Source organism: Chryseobacterium pyrolae, from assembly GCF_025153485.1.
Classification (GTDB): Bacteria; Bacteroidota; Bacteroidia; order Flavobacteriales; family Weeksellaceae; genus Chryseobacterium; species Chryseobacterium antibioticum.
On sequence record NZ_JANZQH010000002.1, the window covers coordinates 184,817 to 203,529 of the forward strand.

At 35.3% G+C, this 18,713-nt stretch carries 17 protein-coding genes; 14 read left to right on the plus strand and 3 right to left on the minus strand.

Going from position 1 to position 18,713, the window contains the following annotated elements; genetic code table 11:
- The first annotated feature begins 2 nt into the window (after nucleotides 1–2).
- Nucleotides 3–2,504, plus strand: coding sequence for a DEAD/DEAH box helicase (locus NZD88_RS04150; protein WP_259827672.1), 2,502 nt, complete (start codon nucleotides 3–5; stop codon nucleotides 2,502–2,504).
- 5 nt (nucleotides 2,505–2,509) lie between these two features.
- The gene (locus tag NZD88_RS04155) at nucleotides 2,510–3,568 is read left to right on the plus strand and encodes a nucleotidyltransferase domain-containing protein (protein WP_259827674.1); all 1,059 of its coding nucleotides are present in this window, start codon (nucleotides 2,510–2,512) and stop codon (nucleotides 3,566–3,568) included.
- A gap of 69 nt (nucleotides 3,569–3,637) precedes the next feature.
- Here NZD88_RS04155 and NZD88_RS04160 read toward each other — a convergent pair whose 3' ends face one another.
- On the minus strand, nucleotides 3,638–3,982 hold the full coding sequence (locus NZD88_RS04160; RefSeq protein ID WP_259827676.1) for a TfoX/Sxy family protein: 345 nt from the start codon (nucleotides 3,980–3,982) through the stop codon (nucleotides 3,638–3,640).
- Nucleotides 3,983–4,144: 162 nt separating this feature from the next.
- Here NZD88_RS04160 and NZD88_RS04165 point away from each other — a divergent pair, with 162 nt between their 5' ends.
- The 4 genes from NZD88_RS04165 to NZD88_RS04180 all read left to right on the plus strand — a co-directional run bounded on the left by NZD88_RS04165 (nucleotide 4,145) and on the right by NZD88_RS04180 (nucleotide 9,197).
- On the plus strand, nucleotides 4,145–4,660 hold the full coding sequence (locus NZD88_RS04165; RefSeq protein WP_259827678.1) for a DUF2975 domain-containing protein: 516 nt from the start codon (nucleotides 4,145–4,147) through the stop codon (nucleotides 4,658–4,660).
- Nucleotides 4,660–4,863, plus strand: coding sequence for a helix-turn-helix domain-containing protein (locus tag NZD88_RS04170; RefSeq protein ID WP_040995723.1), 204 nt, complete (start codon nucleotides 4,660–4,662; stop codon nucleotides 4,861–4,863). Before NZD88_RS04165 ends, NZD88_RS04170 begins: the two co-directional genes overlap by 1 nt.
- Before the next feature lie 291 nt (nucleotides 4,864–5,154).
- Nucleotides 5,155–6,027: an ABC transporter ATP-binding protein gene (locus tag NZD88_RS04175; RefSeq protein ID WP_259827684.1), complete on the plus strand. Its 873-nt coding sequence runs from the start codon at nucleotides 5,155–5,157 to the stop codon at nucleotides 6,025–6,027.
- A gap of 2 nt (nucleotides 6,028–6,029) precedes the next feature.
- Entirely contained in the window at nucleotides 6,030–9,197 is a 3,168-nt protein-coding gene (locus tag NZD88_RS04180) for an ABC transporter permease/M1 family aminopeptidase (protein ID WP_259827685.1), read from the plus strand.
- A gap of 82 nt (nucleotides 9,198–9,279) precedes the next feature.
- Here the strand turns inward: NZD88_RS04180 and NZD88_RS04185 are convergent, their stop codons facing one another.
- Nucleotides 9,280–11,559 carry a polyribonucleotide nucleotidyltransferase gene (locus NZD88_RS04185; RefSeq protein ID WP_259827687.1) on the minus strand — a complete coding sequence of 760 codons (2,280 nt, stop codon included), beginning with the start codon at nucleotides 11,557–11,559 and terminating at the stop codon, nucleotides 9,280–9,282.
- Nucleotides 11,560–12,008: 449 nt separating this feature from the next.
- Between NZD88_RS04185 and NZD88_RS04190 the strand changes: the two genes are divergently transcribed.
- Together NZD88_RS04190 and NZD88_RS04195 are read left to right on the plus strand one after the other, a co-directional pair.
- Nucleotides 12,009–13,430, plus strand: coding sequence for a sugar MFS transporter (locus NZD88_RS04190; RefSeq protein WP_259827689.1), 1,422 nt, complete (start codon nucleotides 12,009–12,011; stop codon nucleotides 13,428–13,430).
- Between the two features lie 240 nt (nucleotides 13,431–13,670).
- Nucleotides 13,671–14,027: a DUF4260 domain-containing protein gene (locus NZD88_RS04195; RefSeq protein ID WP_259827690.1), complete on the plus strand. Its 357-nt coding sequence runs from the start codon at nucleotides 13,671–13,673 to the stop codon at nucleotides 14,025–14,027.
- A 230-nt stretch (nucleotides 14,028–14,257) separates the two neighbouring features.
- Here NZD88_RS04195 and rpsO read toward each other — a convergent pair whose 3' ends face one another.
- A complete protein-coding gene (rpsO, locus tag NZD88_RS04200; RefSeq protein ID WP_169236656.1) occupies nucleotides 14,258–14,527 on the minus strand; it encodes a 30S ribosomal protein S15 in 270 nt (89 codons plus the stop codon).
- A 175-nt stretch (nucleotides 14,528–14,702) separates the two neighbouring features.
- Here rpsO and NZD88_RS04205 point away from each other — a divergent pair, with 175 nt between their 5' ends.
- From NZD88_RS04205 to NZD88_RS04230, 6 genes are all read left to right on the plus strand, one after another.
- Entirely contained in the window at nucleotides 14,703–15,254 is a 552-nt protein-coding gene (locus NZD88_RS04205; protein WP_259827691.1) for a pyruvate decarboxylase, read from the plus strand.
- Nucleotides 15,255–15,775: 521 nt separating this feature from the next.
- Complete coding sequence (locus NZD88_RS04210) at nucleotides 15,776–15,922, plus strand: bacteriocin-like protein (RefSeq protein WP_169236658.1); 147 nt, start codon at nucleotides 15,776–15,778, stop codon at nucleotides 15,920–15,922.
- Nucleotides 15,923–16,112: 190 nt separating this feature from the next.
- Nucleotides 16,113–16,253 carry a hypothetical protein gene (locus NZD88_RS04215; protein ID WP_259827692.1) on the plus strand — a complete coding sequence of 47 codons (141 nt, stop codon included), beginning with the start codon at nucleotides 16,113–16,115 and terminating at the stop codon, nucleotides 16,251–16,253.
- A 35-nt stretch (nucleotides 16,254–16,288) separates the two neighbouring features.
- Entirely contained in the window at nucleotides 16,289–16,453 is a 165-nt protein-coding gene (locus NZD88_RS04220; protein WP_259827693.1) for a hypothetical protein, read from the plus strand.
- A gap of 173 nt (nucleotides 16,454–16,626) precedes the next feature.
- On the plus strand, nucleotides 16,627–17,949 hold the full coding sequence (gene mgtE / locus NZD88_RS04225; RefSeq protein ID WP_259827694.1) for a magnesium transporter: 1,323 nt from the start codon (nucleotides 16,627–16,629) through the stop codon (nucleotides 17,947–17,949).
- 22 nt (nucleotides 17,950–17,971) lie between these two features.
- Complete coding sequence (locus tag NZD88_RS04230) at nucleotides 17,972–18,709, plus strand: ABC transporter substrate-binding protein (protein ID WP_259827695.1); 738 nt, start codon at nucleotides 17,972–17,974, stop codon at nucleotides 18,707–18,709.
- Nucleotides 18,710–18,713 lie beyond the last annotated feature (4 nt).

An 18,713-nucleotide genomic window follows, 5' to 3' on the forward strand; every position in this document is an offset into this window, starting at 1 on the left:
TTATGGAAAAAGATATACAGCAATTACGTAACCTTAGAAATAATAAGGACTTTCAAAATATTTTTCAGAAGCTCTGCCTAAACATAAAATTAAATATTGATGAAAAAGAATTTATTTTAAAATGCGCTTTATTATTTTTTCAATTATATGATTCTGATAAAAGATATTCATCATTTTTTAAAATTGGTTATTATATTATTTTAAAATATTGTCTGTCTTATAATACTTATCAACCCTTGTATGATATATCAATTCAATTAGGGTTTTATCCGATAATTGGAACTCTTTTAAAATTAGAAAAAGAATCATCAAGTTTAAAAAATAAAAATGTTTTATTAGATTTATTCACATATACTTTTTTTAAGAAAGACTATGAATTACAGCCAGGTTACATAGAAAGTTTTGAGCAAAATAATTCGAGAAAAAAAATTATAAATCATGATAAAAATGAAATTGCTTACATAGCTCCTACATCTTATGGAAAAAGTTCTATAATAAAAGAGTACATAAAAATTAATAACCCAAAGAAAGTAGCTGTAATTGTTCCTACAAAATCACTACTTGTCCAAACATATTTAGACCTTAAAGAGCTTTCCAAAGATTATAAACTGGTTTTACACGATGAAATGTATAATAGTGAAGAAAATTTTATTGGAATATTAACTCAAGAAAGAGCTACTCGTATTTTAAATAAAAATGCAAAAAATTGTTTTGATATACTATTTATTGATGAAGCACATAATATTCTAAGAAGAGATGCAAGAAGTTACATATTAGCCAGGATTGTACAATTAAACTATAAAAGAAACAATAATCATAAAATAATTTATTTATCCCCGTTAATTGAATCTTCAAATAATTTAAAGATAATAAAAACGTCAAAAGATGAAATATCAGTAAGAAAAATTAATCATGATTTTAAAAGTTTTGAACTTTTTCATTTTACAGAAAGGCAAAGCTTTTTCTTCGATAGATTTTCAGGAGAAAGGTATTTAATTGATACTAAACTTATCTATATTGAATATATTAAAAAGAATTTACTACGAAAAAATTTCTTTTATCAAAATAAGCCACCACTCATAGAACAATTTGCTGAATATCTATATCATAATCTTGATTTTTTAAAAAATGAGGATTACGAGATTATGAAAATCTCTGAGGTTTTAAAAAAGGAAGTTCATAAAGATTTTAAACTTATTAAATTCTTACAAAAAGGGATAATATATTTACATGGTAAAATTCCCAATATAATTAAAGAATATATAGAAAGTAAATATAAAGAAATTGATAGTATCAAATATTTGATTGCTAATAAGGTTGTTCTTGAAGGAATAAATATGCCAATTGAAACAATTTTTATAACAAATAATCGAGTAGGTAGAAAAAATATTACTTATAATGATTTGATAAATCTTATCGGCAGAGCTAATAGACTTAATTTTATTTTTAAAAATGGTAATATAGATAAACTAATATCTAAAATACACTTTTTAGATCATGATAAGTTCCAAGGAAAAAACTCTATGAAAAGTACTTTAGAAATTTTAAATAGGGAAAAAGTTAAAGACACTATTGAGAATCCTTTATCTCAAAATTATGATATTGAAAATTTAGAATTTTCGGGTGAAAATAAAGTAGAAAAAAAGGAAAAACAAAAACTAGAAGACAAAAAATTAAATGATTTTTCTGATTTTATTTTAGAAGAACCTAAAAATCAATTTGAAAAAATAAAAAGATATTGCATACAAAATTCTATAAGTAATTACTATAAAGATATTAAATTAAGTATTGATATAATCATTGAGAATATTGAAACTTATAAATTTAATACAGAAGATAAAATTGTAGAAATTATTTATAACATATTTATTAAAAATCAAACTGAGAATATCTCTGATTTTGAAATAGCCCGTCTTAACGAAGAAAAAGCTAGAAATTATTATAATAACTATATATATATCACACAACATCTTCATTTAAATCAAAGAATTATCTCAACAAAAGATTATTTTGAAAAGAAATCAAGAACAGATGATCCTTATCTATATATTGGTGTTAGCTATGGAGAATTAACAAGTGAAGAAGCTGGAAGAGTATCAGTTTATAATGATGATAAAAAAAGATATCAACAAAAAGTATACGTTGATTTATCTGGCGAAAATGTCGATTTGATAAATTTAGCAATTGTAAAATTGAAGATCGAAGAAGATTTTGTTGGTTATAAATTAACTCAGTTAATTTCGTTTTTAAATGATTTCAAAATTATTACAAACAATTATTATCTAAAAATAATATATGGTACAACTGACGAAACAACAATTAACTTAGTTCGTTTTGGATTAAGTATTAGTTGTGTTTCTGAATTAATAAAAGATGATCAAATATCAAATCTTTTGTTGGATAGGAATGGTAATTTAAGTACAAAAAACAGTCATAAATTTGAAAAATATTTATTATCAAAACCAGAATTATTTAAGTTTGAAATAAAAAAATATTTAAATTAATTAAAATGACCATCCAAACCCTAAAAAACAAAAACCTCATCCTCTTCGAAGCCATCTCCGGAAGCCGTGCTTTCGGATTAGCTACAGAAAAATCGGATACCGATATCCGTGGGGTTTATTATCTGCCGAAAGAAGATTTTTTCGGTCTGAATTATATCCCGCAAATCTCTAATGAAACAAACGACATTACCTATTATGAAATCGGGAGATTTGTAGAATTATTACAGAAAAACAATCCCAATATCCTGGAAATGCTGGCAAGTCCGGAAGACTGTATTCTTCAAAAAAATTCAATAATCGATCTCCTTCGTCCGGAGGATTTCTTGTCTAAACTATGTAAAGATACCTTTGCCGGATATGCTGTTTCGCAAATAAAAAAAGCCAAAGGGCTCAACAAAAAGATCCTCAATCCAATAGAAAAAGAAAGAAAATCGGTTCTTGATTTCTGTTATATTCTCGACGGTCCGGGGTCAGTTCCTCTGAAAAAATGGCTCTCAGAAAATGTAAAAGTTCAGGAAAAGTGTGGCCTTACCAATATTGGGAATACCAAAGGAATGCATGCCCTGTTTTATGATGAATCAGGAAACTTGGATTATAAAGGAATCATACAGCATGAGGAAGCCAATCAGGTTTCTCTGTCTTCCGTTCCTAAAGATGAAAAGCCAACAGCCTATCTCTACTGCAACCTTGACGCCTACTCCACCTATTGTAAAGATTATAAGGAATACTGGAAATGGGTTTCCGAACGAAATGAAGACCGTTATAATGTTAATAAGGAACATGGTCAGAACTACGACAGCAAAAACATGATGCATACGATTCGTCTTTTGCAGTCGTGTGAGCATATTTTTAAAACAAACTCTTTACAGATCCGCGTAGACAACAGAGAAGAGCTGCTTGATATCAAAGCCGGAAACTGGTCTTATGAACAAGTAATGCAAAAAGCTGAAGATCTGATCAAGTCTATAGAACATCATCATTCCGTTTCTTTCCTTCCTGATGATCCGGATATAAAAAAGACGGAAAAAATCTTAATAGAGATCCGTGAAAAATTATATTGTTAAATCTTAATATTCTTAATAACTCAACGTTACCTTAATAGTAAAATTTTAAAAGTGTTAGGAATATTAAGATTATTTTTTCTTTGAGGCTTTGGCTATTGTATTGTAATCCAGGCATATTTTTATCCAGTACTCAAAATCATCTTGTTTTTGAAACCCCACAGTTTCTACATAGCAATATCCTTTGAGCTGCTTTCCTTTCATAATCATCGGAAGAAAGCCGGTTCTTTCTGAAACTTCCTCTTCCAGATCAGGATGATAACGGCACATCAGATTGTCGTGACTCACATTGATACACATTTTATCATTGACCAAAAATGATAATCCACTGAACATTTTCTTTTCCAGGATCTCAAGATCAGGAATTTTCGAAAGCCGTTCGCGAACTCTGTCTGCAAGTTCAATACTGTATGCCATTATTTTTTTTATCATTTAAATGTAGGCAAAAAACATATTAAACAACGCATAATTTTCCGTTTTCAATCTTCATATGAGCGTCACAAAATATATTTTTATTTAAATTAATTATTGTTTTACGATAATTAATTATACATTTGCAATAGTTAAATGAGTATTGCCATGAACCAGACCAAAATTATTTCGAGAATTCTGTATTATATCTGTTCCGTACTTTCGGCAGGTTATCTGATCACTTTTGTCTATTCTATTGTCTCTCTTACCACTGGTTTTGCAGTGACTCCGTACAAGAATGATCAGTATCTTCACATCAATTATCCTTTTACAGAACAGCCGTTTCTGAATATTGAACATAACTATCCGTATATTATCTTTTCATTTTTACTGGTTTTATTTTCCTACGGAATTTTTTTCTGGCTTTCGGCGATCGTTTTCAGAGTATTTTTTCAGTCAAAACTGTTTACAAAAGAAAATATACTTCGGCTTAAGAGATTTTACCTATATAATATTTTCATTCCGCTACCGGTGGTGGTGGCCGCAAGTTTTTTTGTGGAAGTGGAAAATATGATCTGGGGACTGGTGTTTATCCACTTCATGCTTGGAATTTTCTGTCTGTTTCTTGCGAATATCTTTAAGCAAGGACTACATTTGCAAAACGAACAAGACCTATTTATATAATGCCGATCATAGTCAACTTAGATGTCATGCTAGCCAAGCGAAAAATGCAGAGTAAAGAACTGGCAGAAAAATTAGGGATCACACCTGTTAACCTTTCCATTCTTAAAACCGGCAAAGCTAAAGGGGTTCGCTTCGATACCCTGGAAGCGATTTGTAAAATTCTGGAATGCCAGCCTGGAGATATTCTGGAGTATCGGGAATAGAAGGCGAGTTTGAGAGTCGGAGTGCTTCAGGATTTATGAGTGTAAAAGTAGTGGCTAGTTAATAGTTAGTGGCTGGTCGTTTGAGAGTCTGAAATCTGATGTCTGACATCCAGTATCTAAAATCTTGACTCCATTCACACTTCACTCGCAAAGCGAAATTCACCATTGACATTCTCTCACCCTCAATCTTATCCTCAGCCTGATATCTGACGTCTGATATCTGAAATCTAGTATCTACTTTGAGCAACCATAACGGTCTGCCTTACCCCTTTATTATCCAAACCTTATCATATGAATACTTTATCTATCAACAATCTTAGCCTCATTTACAAAAATGGCTATCAGGCGGTTACAGACCTATCGCTTGAGATCAGGAACGGTATGTTCGGATTATTAGGTCCGAATGGTGCCGGAAAATCTTCTTTAATGAAAACCATTGTTGGACTGCAGAAACCAACTTCCGGAAATATTATTTTCAACGGAACTGATGTTTCCAAAGACCCTGATGCCATCAAACAGAATCTCGGTTTCCTTCCGCAGGATTTTGGAGTCTATCCGAAAGTTTCTGCATATGATCTTCTGGAGCACATCGCCGTGTTAAAAGGGATTACCAACAGTACCGAACGTAAAGAACAGATCCTGAGCCTGCTTGAAAAAGTCAACCTTTCAGATTTCAGAAAAAAAGAAGTTCATACTTTTTCCGGGGGAATGAAGCAGCGTTTCGGTGTGGCTCAGGCCCTTTTGGGAAACCCTAAGATCATTATTGTAGATGAACCTACTGCAGGCCTTGATCCTGAAGAACGTAACCGTTTCAATTCTCTTTTGAATGATATCAGTAAAGAGGTGATTGTCATTCTTTCCACCCATTTGGTGGAAGATGTAAGAAATCTATGCTCGGAAATGGCAGTCATGAACAAAGGAAAAATATTAAGACAAGGGAAACCTGCAGAACTAATTTCTGAACTGGACAACAGAATCTGGTCCAAACCGATTGACAAAACCGAACTGGAAAATTATCTTTCCAGCCATGAGATCATCAGCCGTCAGCTGATCGAAAGAGAACTCCACATTACGGTATTTTCAGAAGAAAAGCCGAAAGATTTCTATGCTGTAAATCCTCTTCTGGAACACGTTTACTTCCATACGCTCACCCAAAAACCATAATCATGAATGCCTTATTTTTATTTGAAGCCAGACGCACTATCAAGCACTGGCCAGCTTACCTTATTGTCTTTATTTTAGTCGGTATTGGTATCTTTTGCGGTAACAATTTCAATCTCACGGTGGGAGAAGGAATCTATCTCAATTCCCCGTATACGATTGGTTTTATGACTGGAATGCTGAGTCTTTCCATTATATTTATTGGTGTTATCTTTGCGGTACAGCTGCTTTTTAAAGACTCAGATTCAAAATTTGATGTTCTGCTGTTTTCGTTTCCTTTTTCTAAGTGGATTTATCTGAGTGGAAAATTCAGCACTTATTTTTTGCAGACCTTCTTAAGCTTTTTCTTTTTAATGGCCGGTTTCCTCTTAGGTCAAATCATGCGGACAGGAAGTGAAATGCAGAATGAGTTCTGTTTAGGGTATTATCTGTATCCTATGTTGATTTTTGGAATCATCAACTGTTTTTTTGTATGCAGTTTTCTGTTTTTCATTTCATTAGTAGCAAAGAAAAAGCTGCTGGCTGTAGTGGGTGGGCTTCTGCTCTATGTTCTGTATATGGTCATTTTAGTTTTTTCCAATTCACCATTTATGACAGGAAGTTTACCTCAGTCGGTAGAGACCCAGCAATTTTCCGCTCTTGCAGATCCGTTTGGATTGTCCGCTTATTTTTTTGAAGCCAGAGGATATTCTGTTCATCAAAAAAACACTTCATTAATCCATTTTACAGGATATTTATTAGTCAACAGAGTCGTCTTTTTCTTTATGGCGGTTCTATTTCTCTTTCTTACCTACCGTTTATTTTCTTTTTCATCTGTTTCAAAACAAAAAACAAAGAAAATGACCTCAGGTTCTGAAAACCAAAATATTTCATCGATCCACTATATGGTATCACAAGTAGATTTTGGTAAAAAAAATGTTCCGAAGTCCATCCTTTCTTTTGCAAAAATTGATTTGCTTTACCTTTTCAGAAGCATAAGTATTCCTGCAGTTTCCATCCTGCTACTTTTCTTCGTCGGAATGGAAATGTATGCTGAGATTGAAAAAGGAATACGTCTTCCGCAGAAGTATGCAGGTTCCGGCCTGATGACAACCACCATTTCGGAAAACTTTCCGCTGTTTGGATTCCTTCTTTCTGCCTATTTTATTAATGATTTATGCTGGAGAAGCCGTTTATCCGGGTTTTCTCTGATCGAAAACAGTACTTTCTTTTCAAAAAGCAAAATGACAGGACATTTCATTGCTATCAGTATCCTGTTATTCCTTTTTTCGGGAATCTTAATTACTGAAGGGATCCTGTTTCAGGCGGCTTATCAGTATCTTCATATCGATTGGAATGCTTATCTGAGTGTTTTCCTCTTCAATACTTTTCCGTTGATTCTCTTCTCAGGATTCATTCTGTTGCTCAATAATATAATTCGAAATAGATTTATTGCTTTAGGGGGTTCCATTCTTGCGGTATTTCTGCTGACTGGTCCGGCCTCCGGTAAATTAATCCCGTATCCTTTATTAAGAATATTTTCAGATTTCACAGGGAGTTACAGTGATTTTAATGGATATGGAGTCTATGGATATGCCTTTGCAGAAAGAATTTTATTCGGAGCCGGAGTCATTTCATTTTTCTGGATGCTCAATAAGCTCATCAGATCAAAAAAGTTTAATCTTATCACCATTACATCCAGCTTTCTTTTACTTATTTCAGGAATTTGTGCAGGAACATTTTTTATGAAAGGCTACATTCCGAAAGATGAAGAAAAAGCCGTCGCAACCGCTGCTCAGTATGAAAAGGATTTTAAGAGGTATGAACATCTGCCTCAGCCGGAGATTACAGATGTTAGTACTGAAATTGCATTATATCCTTCGGAAAATTCATACCAGATCACCGGAAAATATACACTCACCAATTTTACAGACCTACCTATTGATAAAATTCTGGTCAATTTTAATCCGGATCTGAAGTTGCAATCTGCTATTTTTAAAGCCGGTTCTGAAATAATAAAAGTCAATGAAAAGACATCAGAAGTTGAATTAAGGCAGCCCATACAACCTGGGGGAAGAGCCTACCTTAGTTTTAAACTGTCTTATCAATGGTATGCGGTTAACGGGCATCAATCCTTCAACGCCATTATAGAAAACGGTTCTTTTATGCGGATCAGCAGATATTATCCTACCATCGGTTATCAGAAGGGTGAAGAAATTCAGGATGAACAACTCCGGAAAAAAAATCATCTGGGGAAAGCCGGAGATCTTAAAAAACCGGAAGCTCCGGAAGTCTTTAAAAAGGATTTTATCAAATTAGATATGACTGTTTCCACAGAAGCCAGCCAAACAGCTATTGGTACTGGAGATTTGGTTAAAAAATGGACAAAGTCGGGACGAAGTTACTTCCAATACAAAGCTGAAGATATTCCATTTCGCTTTGCCGTTTCTTCGGCAGATTATCAAGTAAAAAGTATGTTATATAAAGGCATTATGGTGAATGTTTTCTATCACAAAAAACATTTTGAAAATGTAGATCATCTTCTTGAAAATGCAAAAATTACTTTGGATTACTGCAGGCAGAATTTCGGAGAATATCCTTTTAAAACGGTTAGTTTTGCTGAAATTTCATCTTTTACCAGAGGATTTGCGGCAACGGCTTACCCGTCTGCCATCTTTATGCCTGAGGATATGATTTTCCATGCCAATATTCATGCCGATAAAGAGCAGGACGTTATCAATGAACTTGCAGGACACGAACTTTCCCATTTGTGGTGGGGAAACAGCCAGATAGATCCTGATGACAGAGAAGGCAACGTCATGCTCACGGAAACCCTGGCCATGTATACAGAAATGATGCTTTACAAAAAAATGCATGGCAACGAAAAAATGAAGGAAAGGATCAAAATGCATCAGCAAATTTATGACAACGAAAAAGGCCTGTCTGAAAACGTACCAATTTACAGAGCGACAGGAGATTCTCCTCATATCGCCTATTCAAAAGGTGCTGTAGCCATGGTTAAATTAAGCGAATTGCTTGGGGAAGATAAGGTGAATGAGGCCTTAAGAAATTTCCTTCAAAACAATCATTATCCTAAAAAACCGTCTTCTATGGATTTACTTAATGAATTTTATAAAATATGTCCCGATACAGTCACCAGAAAACAGGTAGATCTTTTATTTAAAGAACTATAAGGTGATTCCTAGTTTCAAGACTTTGTAAATAACAAAAAAATCCCTCAAATTGAGGGATTTCATTTATATATAAGATTTAATCTTAAGCTTCAGTTGAAGGATTTTCATTTTCCTTTGGTGCCTGCTCGGTTGGCCTTCTGTCTCCTTCCGGTCTTCTGTCACCTTGTGGTCTTCTATCTCCTTCTGGTCTTCTATCACCTTGTGGTCTGTCTTGACCTTCTGGTCTTGGCTTAGACTCAGGTCTTTCAGGTCTTGGCAACAAAACTTTTCTTGAAAGTTTCATTTTCTTACGATCATCGTAACCCATGAACTTCACCTCTACTTCGTCACCTTCGTTGTAAGGTACTTTATCAAGACGAGCCCATTCGATTTCAGAAATGTGAAGTAATCCTTCAGTTCCTTTTGCAATCGCTACAAAAGCTCCGAAATCCATTACTTTTACCACTTTTCCTTGATACACTTCACCTACTACCGGTACAAATGTAATCTCGTTGATTCTTGCAATCGCTGCATTGATTTTCTCTCTGCTTACACCAGAAATCTCAATTCTTCCGATTTCTCCTACTTCTTCAATCGCAATAACAGTATCTGTATCTTTTTGAAGCTGCTGAATGATTTTTCCACCAGGTCCGATAACAGCACCGATGAAATCTTTAGAGATCTCAAGCATTACCATTTTCGGAGCGTGAGGTTTCACGTCTTCTCTTGGTACCGCAATGGTTTCAGTGATTTTATCAAGAATATGTAATCTTCCGTCTTTAGCCTGTAAAAGTGCTTTCTCCATGATATCCATAGAAAGTCCCTGGATTTTGATATCCATTTGACAAGCAGTAATTCCGTCTGCTGTTCCCGTTACTTTAAAGTCCATATCTCCCAAGTGATCTTCATCACCTAAGATATCAGAAAGAACAGTAAATTTTCCGGTTTTAACGTCTGTTACTAATCCCATTGCAATCCCAGAAACTGGTTTTGTAATCTGAATACCTGCATCCATTAATGCTAAAGTTCCTGCACAAACAGTTGCCATAGAAGATGAACCGTTTGATTCTAAAATATCAGAAACGATACGGATTGTGTAAGGATTTTCTTCAGGAATCATGTTTGCCAAAGCTCTCTGAGCCAGGTTTCCATGTCCTACTTCTCTTCTTGAAGTTCCTCTTAAAGGTCTTGCTTCACCCGTTGAGAACGGAGGGAAGTTATAGTGTAAGAAAAATCTTTCGTCATAATTTACCATTACGCTGTCTACCATGTTCGCATCTTTCACAGAACCTAACGTTACCGCTGTTAAAGATTGAGTTTCACCTCTTGTGAAGATGGCAGAACCGTGAGCTCCCGGTAAATAATCTATTTCGCTCCAGATTGGACGAATGGTTTCAGGATCACGACCATCAAGACGGATTTTATCATTCAAAATCATCTGACGCATCGCTTCTTTCTCTACATCATGGAAATATACTTTAGCGAAAGGTGTTACTCTTTCTAATTCTTCAGCATTTTCAACATATTGAGTTAAAAATTCAGCCAAAACAGCTTTGAATTTTTCACCTCTTTCTTCTTTTGCTGAAGGTTGCTTAGCAACTTCATATACTTTATCATATGTTTCTTTCCACACTTTCTCACGGATAGCTTCATCGTGATTTTCGTGGCTATATTCTCTTTTTGGGAATGATTTGCCTACTTTTTCAGCTAATCTTTCCTGAGCTTCAACTTGTTTTTTGATTTCTACATGAGCAAACTGGATTGCTTCAAGCATTTCCTGCTCAGAAATTTCTTTCATTTCCCCTTCTACCATTACGATAGAATCTTTAGTTGCTCCTACCATGATGTCAAGGTCGGCAATTTTAAGATCTGCATAATTAGGGTTCACAGAAAGTTCACCATTGATTCTTACCACTCTTACTTCAGACATTGGTCCGTTGAAAGGAATATCTGTAATAGCGATTGCTGCAGATGCTGCAAGACCTGCTAAATCATCAGGAATTGACTGTCCGTCATAAGAAATTAATGAAATCATCACCTGAACTTCCGCATGGAAATCTTCAGGGAATAATGGTCTAAGAACTCTGTCTACCAAACGCATCGTTAAGATCTCCTGATCAGATGGTCTCGCTTCTCTTCTAAAGAAATTTCCAGGAATCTTACCTCCTGCGTAGAATTTTTCTCTGTAATCAACTGTTAAGGGTAGGAAATCTACTCCTTCTTTTGCTTCTTTACTGGCTACAACTGTTGCTAAAAGCATTGTTCCGCCTATTTTTACGACTACAGAACCATCAGCCTGTTTTGCTAATTTTCCTGTTTCAATTGTAATTTCTCTGCCGTCTGCAAGAGTAATCGTTTCTGTAATTGCTTGAGGTATACTCATAAATTGTTTTGTGTTGCACTCCGTATTGAGTGCTTTAATTATTGATAGTTCGTCTAAATTTTCGTTTGCAAAGATAACGTATAATAATGAGATATTAAATTTTCAATCTCAGAAATAGTATATGGAATTATAAGATTTTACCCTCCTATTTTATCGATGAAGTAAGAATTACTTACGAAATGTTCAACTTATTCATCATATTTCATCAATAAAAAGATTTTTTCCAAAGAAAATTGATCAAAGAATCCAGCCATTTTCGTATTATTGTCTCAAAAAATGTAAATAATGTTTTTAAGAAAATAAAGACCGCTTATTTACGGAAAAAAACATCCGAAAAGTTGCAGAAAAACAGGCTACTGCCTTATATTTGCCATGCTTCTCAAAATATATATGCAGCAGAGAAATCAACTGAAAGAGCTTAACAATTCTTTTCAAATAAATAAATGTTTATGATCAATAAAGAAGTAAAAACACAGAGCAGAAATTATACGATCCCGTTAATCACGATCACACTGCTCTTTTTTATGTGGGGATTCATCACCTGTATGAATGATATCCTGATCCCTTATCTGAAACAGCTTTTCAAACTCACCTTTTTCGAATCGATGCTGGTACAGTTCTGTTTCTTCGGGGCTTATTTTATCGGTTCCCTGATTTATTTCCTGATCTCTATTTCAAAAGGAGATCCTATTAATAAGGCAGGTTATAAAAAAGGAATCATGTTCGGTATTTTTCTGGCGGCCTTTGGCTGTATTCTGTTTTATCCGGCAGCCACTTTTTCTTATTATCCTTTATTTCTGGGTGCTTTGTTCATTCTCGGGCTTGGTTTTACAGTACTTCAGATCACAGCCAATGCTTACGTTTCATTACTCGGCAGTGAAGAATCTGCGTCCAGCCGTCTGAATATGACCCAGGCTTTCAATGCTTTCGGAACAACGATTGCGCCGGTACTTGGAGGACATTTGATCTTTGAATTTTTCTCTGCTCCGGACGGTTCGTTCAGTGCTGTGGCGACAAGAATTCCTTATCTGATTTTTGCAGGGATCCTATTATTGGTTGCGTTACTGATTTCGAGAGTGAAACTCCCTTCTTTCCAGACCCAGGAGGAAGAAATTGTAACAGGTTGGGGTGCCCTTAAGTTCAGTCACCTGAAATTTGGTGTTTTTGCCATGTTCTGTTATGTAGGCGGAGAAGTAGCGGTAGGAAGCTTTATCATCAGCTTTTTGGAGCAGCCTCAGATCATGGGTTTTAATGAGATCATCAGTAAAAATTATCTTTCTCTCTATTGGGGTGGTGCTATGATCGGCCGTTTTCTTGGGGCAATTTCTTTAAATCAGTCATTAAGCCAGAGTAAGAAAGCCATCTATATGCTGGGTGCGGCGGCGGCTGTTTTCCTTGTTATTTTCAGTATCGTAGACCTGAGCTTTTCACAGATCAGCTTTTTCCTGGTCTTCATTGCTCTTAATTTTGTAGCGTTCTTTATTGGTAAATCGGCTCCGGCAAGAACATTATCTATTTTTGCGGCAGTCAATGTTGTACTTCTTATCTCTGCGATGGTCAATCATGGCGAGCTGGCGATGTACAGTATTTTAGGAATCGGAATTTTTAATTCCATCATGTTCTCCAATATCTATACACTGGCTATTTCAGGTTTGGGTAAATATACCAGCCAGGGATCATCATTAGTGGTGATGGCTATTTTAGGCGGGGCTATAGTCCCTATTTTTCAGGGATATCTTGCTGATCAGTTTGGAGTACAGCATTCGTTTATCATTCCTGTATTCTGTTATCTGGTCATTCTCATCTTCGGAGCTTACTGCACCAAATATTTAGGGCATGTAGAAAGTGCGGATGCAAAATCAGGACATTAAAACCTTGCAGTCAATGATTGTGAATAGTGAATGGTAAATTATCAATAGTGAATTTTACCCATAGCTATTAGTTGACAATTGACCTGTGCAGCAGAACTGCCCATTCACATTTAAATAACAAACTATTTTAATAAATTATACAGTGAGATGTTTTAAAAACGTCTCACTTTTGTTTTTATGTACTATTTAAACCGTAACTTTTACATGAAACAAAACACTTATCAGATATCTTTTATATGTATGAAGATTCAATTACAGCTGGAATATTTTGCCTTTTTAGTATTGGGAGCCTTTGCTTTTGAGCAGACAGGGCTTTCCTGGTGGTGGTTTATCGGCCTGTTTCTGGCTCCTGACATTTCCATGCTGGGATATGTCATTAACAATAAAGCCGGAGCATTCTGCTACAATATGTTTCATCATCTCGGGCTGGCCATCATTCTATATATTGCCGGAATGGCATTTCACCTTCCCTATGTACAGATGATTGGAGCGATCTTATTCTCACACTCTTCATTTGACAGGATTTTGGGCTATGGGCTGAAATATCCTGACAGTTTTCAGAATACCCATTTGGGGAAAATTGGAAAGAATAAATAATGTAAAGCCAGAGATAAGCTAATATATTTTCACCATTAAGATTTCTTAAGATTTTTAGAATATTAAGTTTAGCTTCAAGCTTTAAGCTTGTTACCTTAAAAAAATCCTCGGATTTTTTCTAAATTTTCCTTAACAGCTAAATTCTTCTTAATGGTTTATTTTTTTACATCATTAAAAAAACAAAAAAGCAACTTCTTTCGAAGTTGCTTTTATTTGAAAATCTTTGTAGATTATTTTCTTAAACCTAGTTCAGCAATAATTGCTCTATATCTTGCGATATCTTTGTTTTTAAGGTAATCTAGTAAACTTTTTCTCTTACCTACCAATTTCACTAGAGATCTCTCTGTGTTGAAATCATGACGGTTAGCCTTTAAATGCTGAGATAAGTGGTTGATTCTGAAAGTGAAAAGAGCAACTTGTCCTTCAGCACTTCCTGTGTCTGTTGCAGATTTTCCATGTTTCGCGAAAATTTCCTGCTTTTTTTCTGTAGTTAAGTACATTCCAATATTTGTTTAATGATTATTATGTAACGGCTGCAAATTTACAACTATTTTTTAATTCAGCAAAACATTATTGATTTCATGTATCAAAATTGATAGAAAAAAATGTTAAAAATTTCTTAATAAATTGTATGCTATCCAACGAAAAGGCAGTAATTTTGCATACGAATTACAAATGAGAAAAATTATATTCTTTACAGCAGTCAGCTCTTTTTTACTGATCGGCATCATTTCAGTGAAAGCACAGAAAAATGCAGATCATAAGGTAAAAAAAATCCTATACTTCAATCCCGAGGTAGAACCTGATATTGAAGAAATTAAAGAACCCACGAACCACGCTTTCTTCAGTGCTGTTTCCGATAACTTCAGCGGACGAAGGAATACAATGCTCAGAGCCGAGGTTCAGATCCCTTTCGACAGCATAGAAAAACAAACCATTACGGATTACTGTGTTAATAATGATGCTGATTTTGCCATTGTTCCCAAAGTAAGATATTTTAAGGTCGGAATTGGTAAATATGTATTCTCCAATCAGGTCGTTGTAAGCATGAAGCTTTTCGATGCAGGAGGAAATCTGGTGACTGAAACGGATTATGATACCTACCGGAAAAATATGCGCCTCTTAGGTTCTACCGAAAATTCTATTAAAATTGGTACAGATGGTGCTATAAAAGGCATTCTGAAAAAACTTCGGAAACTGAAACATTCGGAGGGAGCCGAGCTGTAAAAGTGAATGGGCAATTCTGCTGCGCAGGTGAGTTGTCAATTGGTGGTCGTCCGTAAAATTCACCATTGATGATTCACTATTCACTATCTTTCAATGTTCCTTAAAGGTGAATGGGCAATTCTGCTGCGCAGGTGAGTTGTCAATTGGTAGTCGTCAGTAAAATTCACCATTGACGATTCACTATTCACCATCTTTCGATGTTCCTTAAAGGTAAATGGGAAATTCTGCTACGCAGGTGAGTTGTCAATTGGTGGTCGTTAGTAAAATTCACCATTGACGATTCACTATTCCCCATCTTTCGATGTTTTTCAACCATCAATATGCAATTGTTGGCTGGTACTAAAATTCATAATTCACGATCCATTTCCCTCCATTTTACAACTGCATTCTCACAGTTATACTTTTCAAGAAAAGTAAAAAAACATTCAAACACCCTGATTACTAGTTAAATATTTTCATCACATGGTGAATAATATAATATTTTTTACTATTTTAGTTTTACAAATTAAAACTTATACAATATGAAAAATTTAAAAAAAATCAACAGAGAGCAGCAGAAACAAATTAATGGAGGTGCCATTAACAGATGCAACAATACCAACAGACCCTGTTTCATAGGATGGTGCTGTAACGGAGTATGCTCACCTTATGCATGTATAGAACCTTAAGGATCATATCTTTTATTTAATCATTAAATAAATTGATATAAAAAATTTAAAGAGACTCAACAGAGAAGCAAAAACAAATCAATGCAACCAGACCTTGCACCATTGGATGGTGTTGCGAAGGAGTTTGTAGACCGTTGCCTGCATTGAATTTTAAGATCTATATCTTTTTATTTAATTAAAATTATTGAACATGAAAAATTTAAAGCAACTCAACAGAAAGCAGCAAAGTCAAATCAATGGCGGAGCTATCCAGAAATGCAGCGTAACCCGACCATGTTTCATAGGTTTTTGCTGTCAGGGCGTTTGTATGGAATACAACTGTATTGAATAAATACAGATTTTTATTAATAATTAAAACTAATTGATATGAAAAATCTTAAAAGACTCACCCGAAAAGAAAAGCAGGAACTCAACGGCGGCGGAATGATCAAAAAATGTCAGACCCATACCCAATGTGGATTCGGAGAATGCTGTGACGGAGGTATGTGCCTACCCTCGCCCTATCCTATGTGCGGACCTATTCTTGAATAATATAGGTATTTATGAATTTAAATTTAATTTTTTGACATCTGCTCCGGCAGATGTTTTTCTTTTGTAAAGAGCGCTCTATCCTACTTTATACTTTAATTAATCCTTAATTCTTCCAGTTTCTTTTTTAGTCTTAAAATTTTGAATTATTTTTGCATATCCAAAAAAACAACGTTTTGAATTCCAGAGACGAACTTATCTTTAATCCTGCCGACCTTGCCGAAACTCTTAGCAGCCTTCCTGCTGACGAGAGGCTTCTCGCGTTTTTGAAGGTTCCAAAAGAATACAAAGCGGAGGTCTTTTCTCATCTTGATCCTGACTTCCAGGAGGATACCATCAGAAGCATTGGAAGTGAAGAGGTTTCTGAAATCCTGAACGGAATGACTCCGGATGACAGAACTGCCCTTTTTGAAGATTTCCCGGATGAGCTGATCAAGTATTCTATTAACCATCTTAATCCGCAGGAAAGAAGAATTGCTCTGAAACTTCTGGGCTATGATTCAGACTCTATTGCCCGTCTGATGACACCTTACTATATCCAGATCCGTAAAGAATGGACGGTAAAAAGATGTCTTCAGCAGATCAAAAAAGTTGGAAAAAGAGTGGAAACCATGAACCACCTTTATGTAGTGGATGAAAGAAACCGTCTGATTGATGATATTGCTTTAGGAAGCCTTCTACTGGCCGAAGAGGATACTTTGATTTCAGACATGACCGACAATCATTTTGTGGCGATCACCACCGTAACTTCAAAGGAGGATGCAGTAACCTATTTTGAAAAATATGACAGAACAGCTCTTCCTATTATCACTGAAGCAGGCGTTCTTGTAGGTATTGTAACCATCGATGATATCCTTGACCAGATCGAACAGCAGAATACGGAAGATATTCAGAAATTCGGAGGTCTTGAAGCCTTAGATGACCCTTATACGCAGACTTCTCTGATGGAGATGATCAAAAAAAGAGGAATGTGGCTGATTATCCTTTTCTTTTCAGAAATGCTGACCGCTTCTGCAATGGGCTATTTTGAGGATGAAATTCAAAAAGCTGTAGTCCTTGCGTTATTTGTACCCCTTATTATTTCCAGTGGAGGGAATTCCGGATCTCAGGCTGCAACGCTTATTATCCGTGCCATGGCTCTTCAGGAAATCGGACTTAAAGACTGGTGGTATGTGATGAAAAAAGAGATTTTCACAGGGCTCGCTTTGGGTGGTATTCTCGGGGCTATCGGATTTTTAAGGATTATGGTATGGCATGAAGCCGGATTCTTCAATTATGGTATGTACTGGCCTTATGTAGGTTTAAGTGTAGGAGTTTCTCTGGTTCTGATTGTTCTTTGGGGAACACTTTCAGGCTCTATGGTTCCATTTATCCTGAAAAGATTAAACCTTGATCCTGCTACTTCTTCTGCTCCATTTGTAGCCACTCTGGTAGACGTTACCGGTCTTATTATCTATTTTTCCGTAGCCGGACTTTTCTTAACAGGAAAACTTTTGTAATTTAGGCAGACAAAGTCTGAATATGAAAGTTGTTTCTCTTGTACCCTCTATTACAGAGGCATTATTTGATCTTGGCGTTACTGAACATGAAGTGATCGGTAGGACAAAATTCTGCATCCACCCCGAAAATAAAGTAAAAAACATACCTATTATTGGCGGTACTAAGAATATCAATATTGATAAGATCAGGGCACTGCAACCGGATCTTATTCTCGCCAATAAAGAGGAAAACATCAAGGAACAGGTAGAAGCATTAATGGATGATTTTAAAGTTCTGGTGACGAATGTGGAAACTATTGAAGACAACTATTACCTTCTTAAAACTCTTGGAAATACCTTTGATAAAACGGAAAAGGCACAGCAATTTAACCTTAAAATCTACGACGTTTTACAGCAGGCTAAACTTGATTCCACTGTAAAAGCAGCTTACCTTATCTGGAAAAATCCATATATGACGATTGGTTCCGATACGTTTATTCATAAGATCCTGGCAGAAATAGGATTCGAAAATATTTTTAAAGATAAAACGCGCTATCCCGAAATTCAAATGGAAGACCTTGCTGATGCGGAAGTTATTATGCTTTCTTCAGAACCTTTTCCTTTCAAAGAAAAACATATTGAGGAGATGAAGGCATTTTATCCGGACAAGAAGATCATGATCGTGGATGGAGAAGCATTTTCGTGGTACGGAACACATATTGCGAAATGTGAGGATTATTTTAAAGAATTCCTGAATGAAATTCATGCGATGCAACGTTGATTTT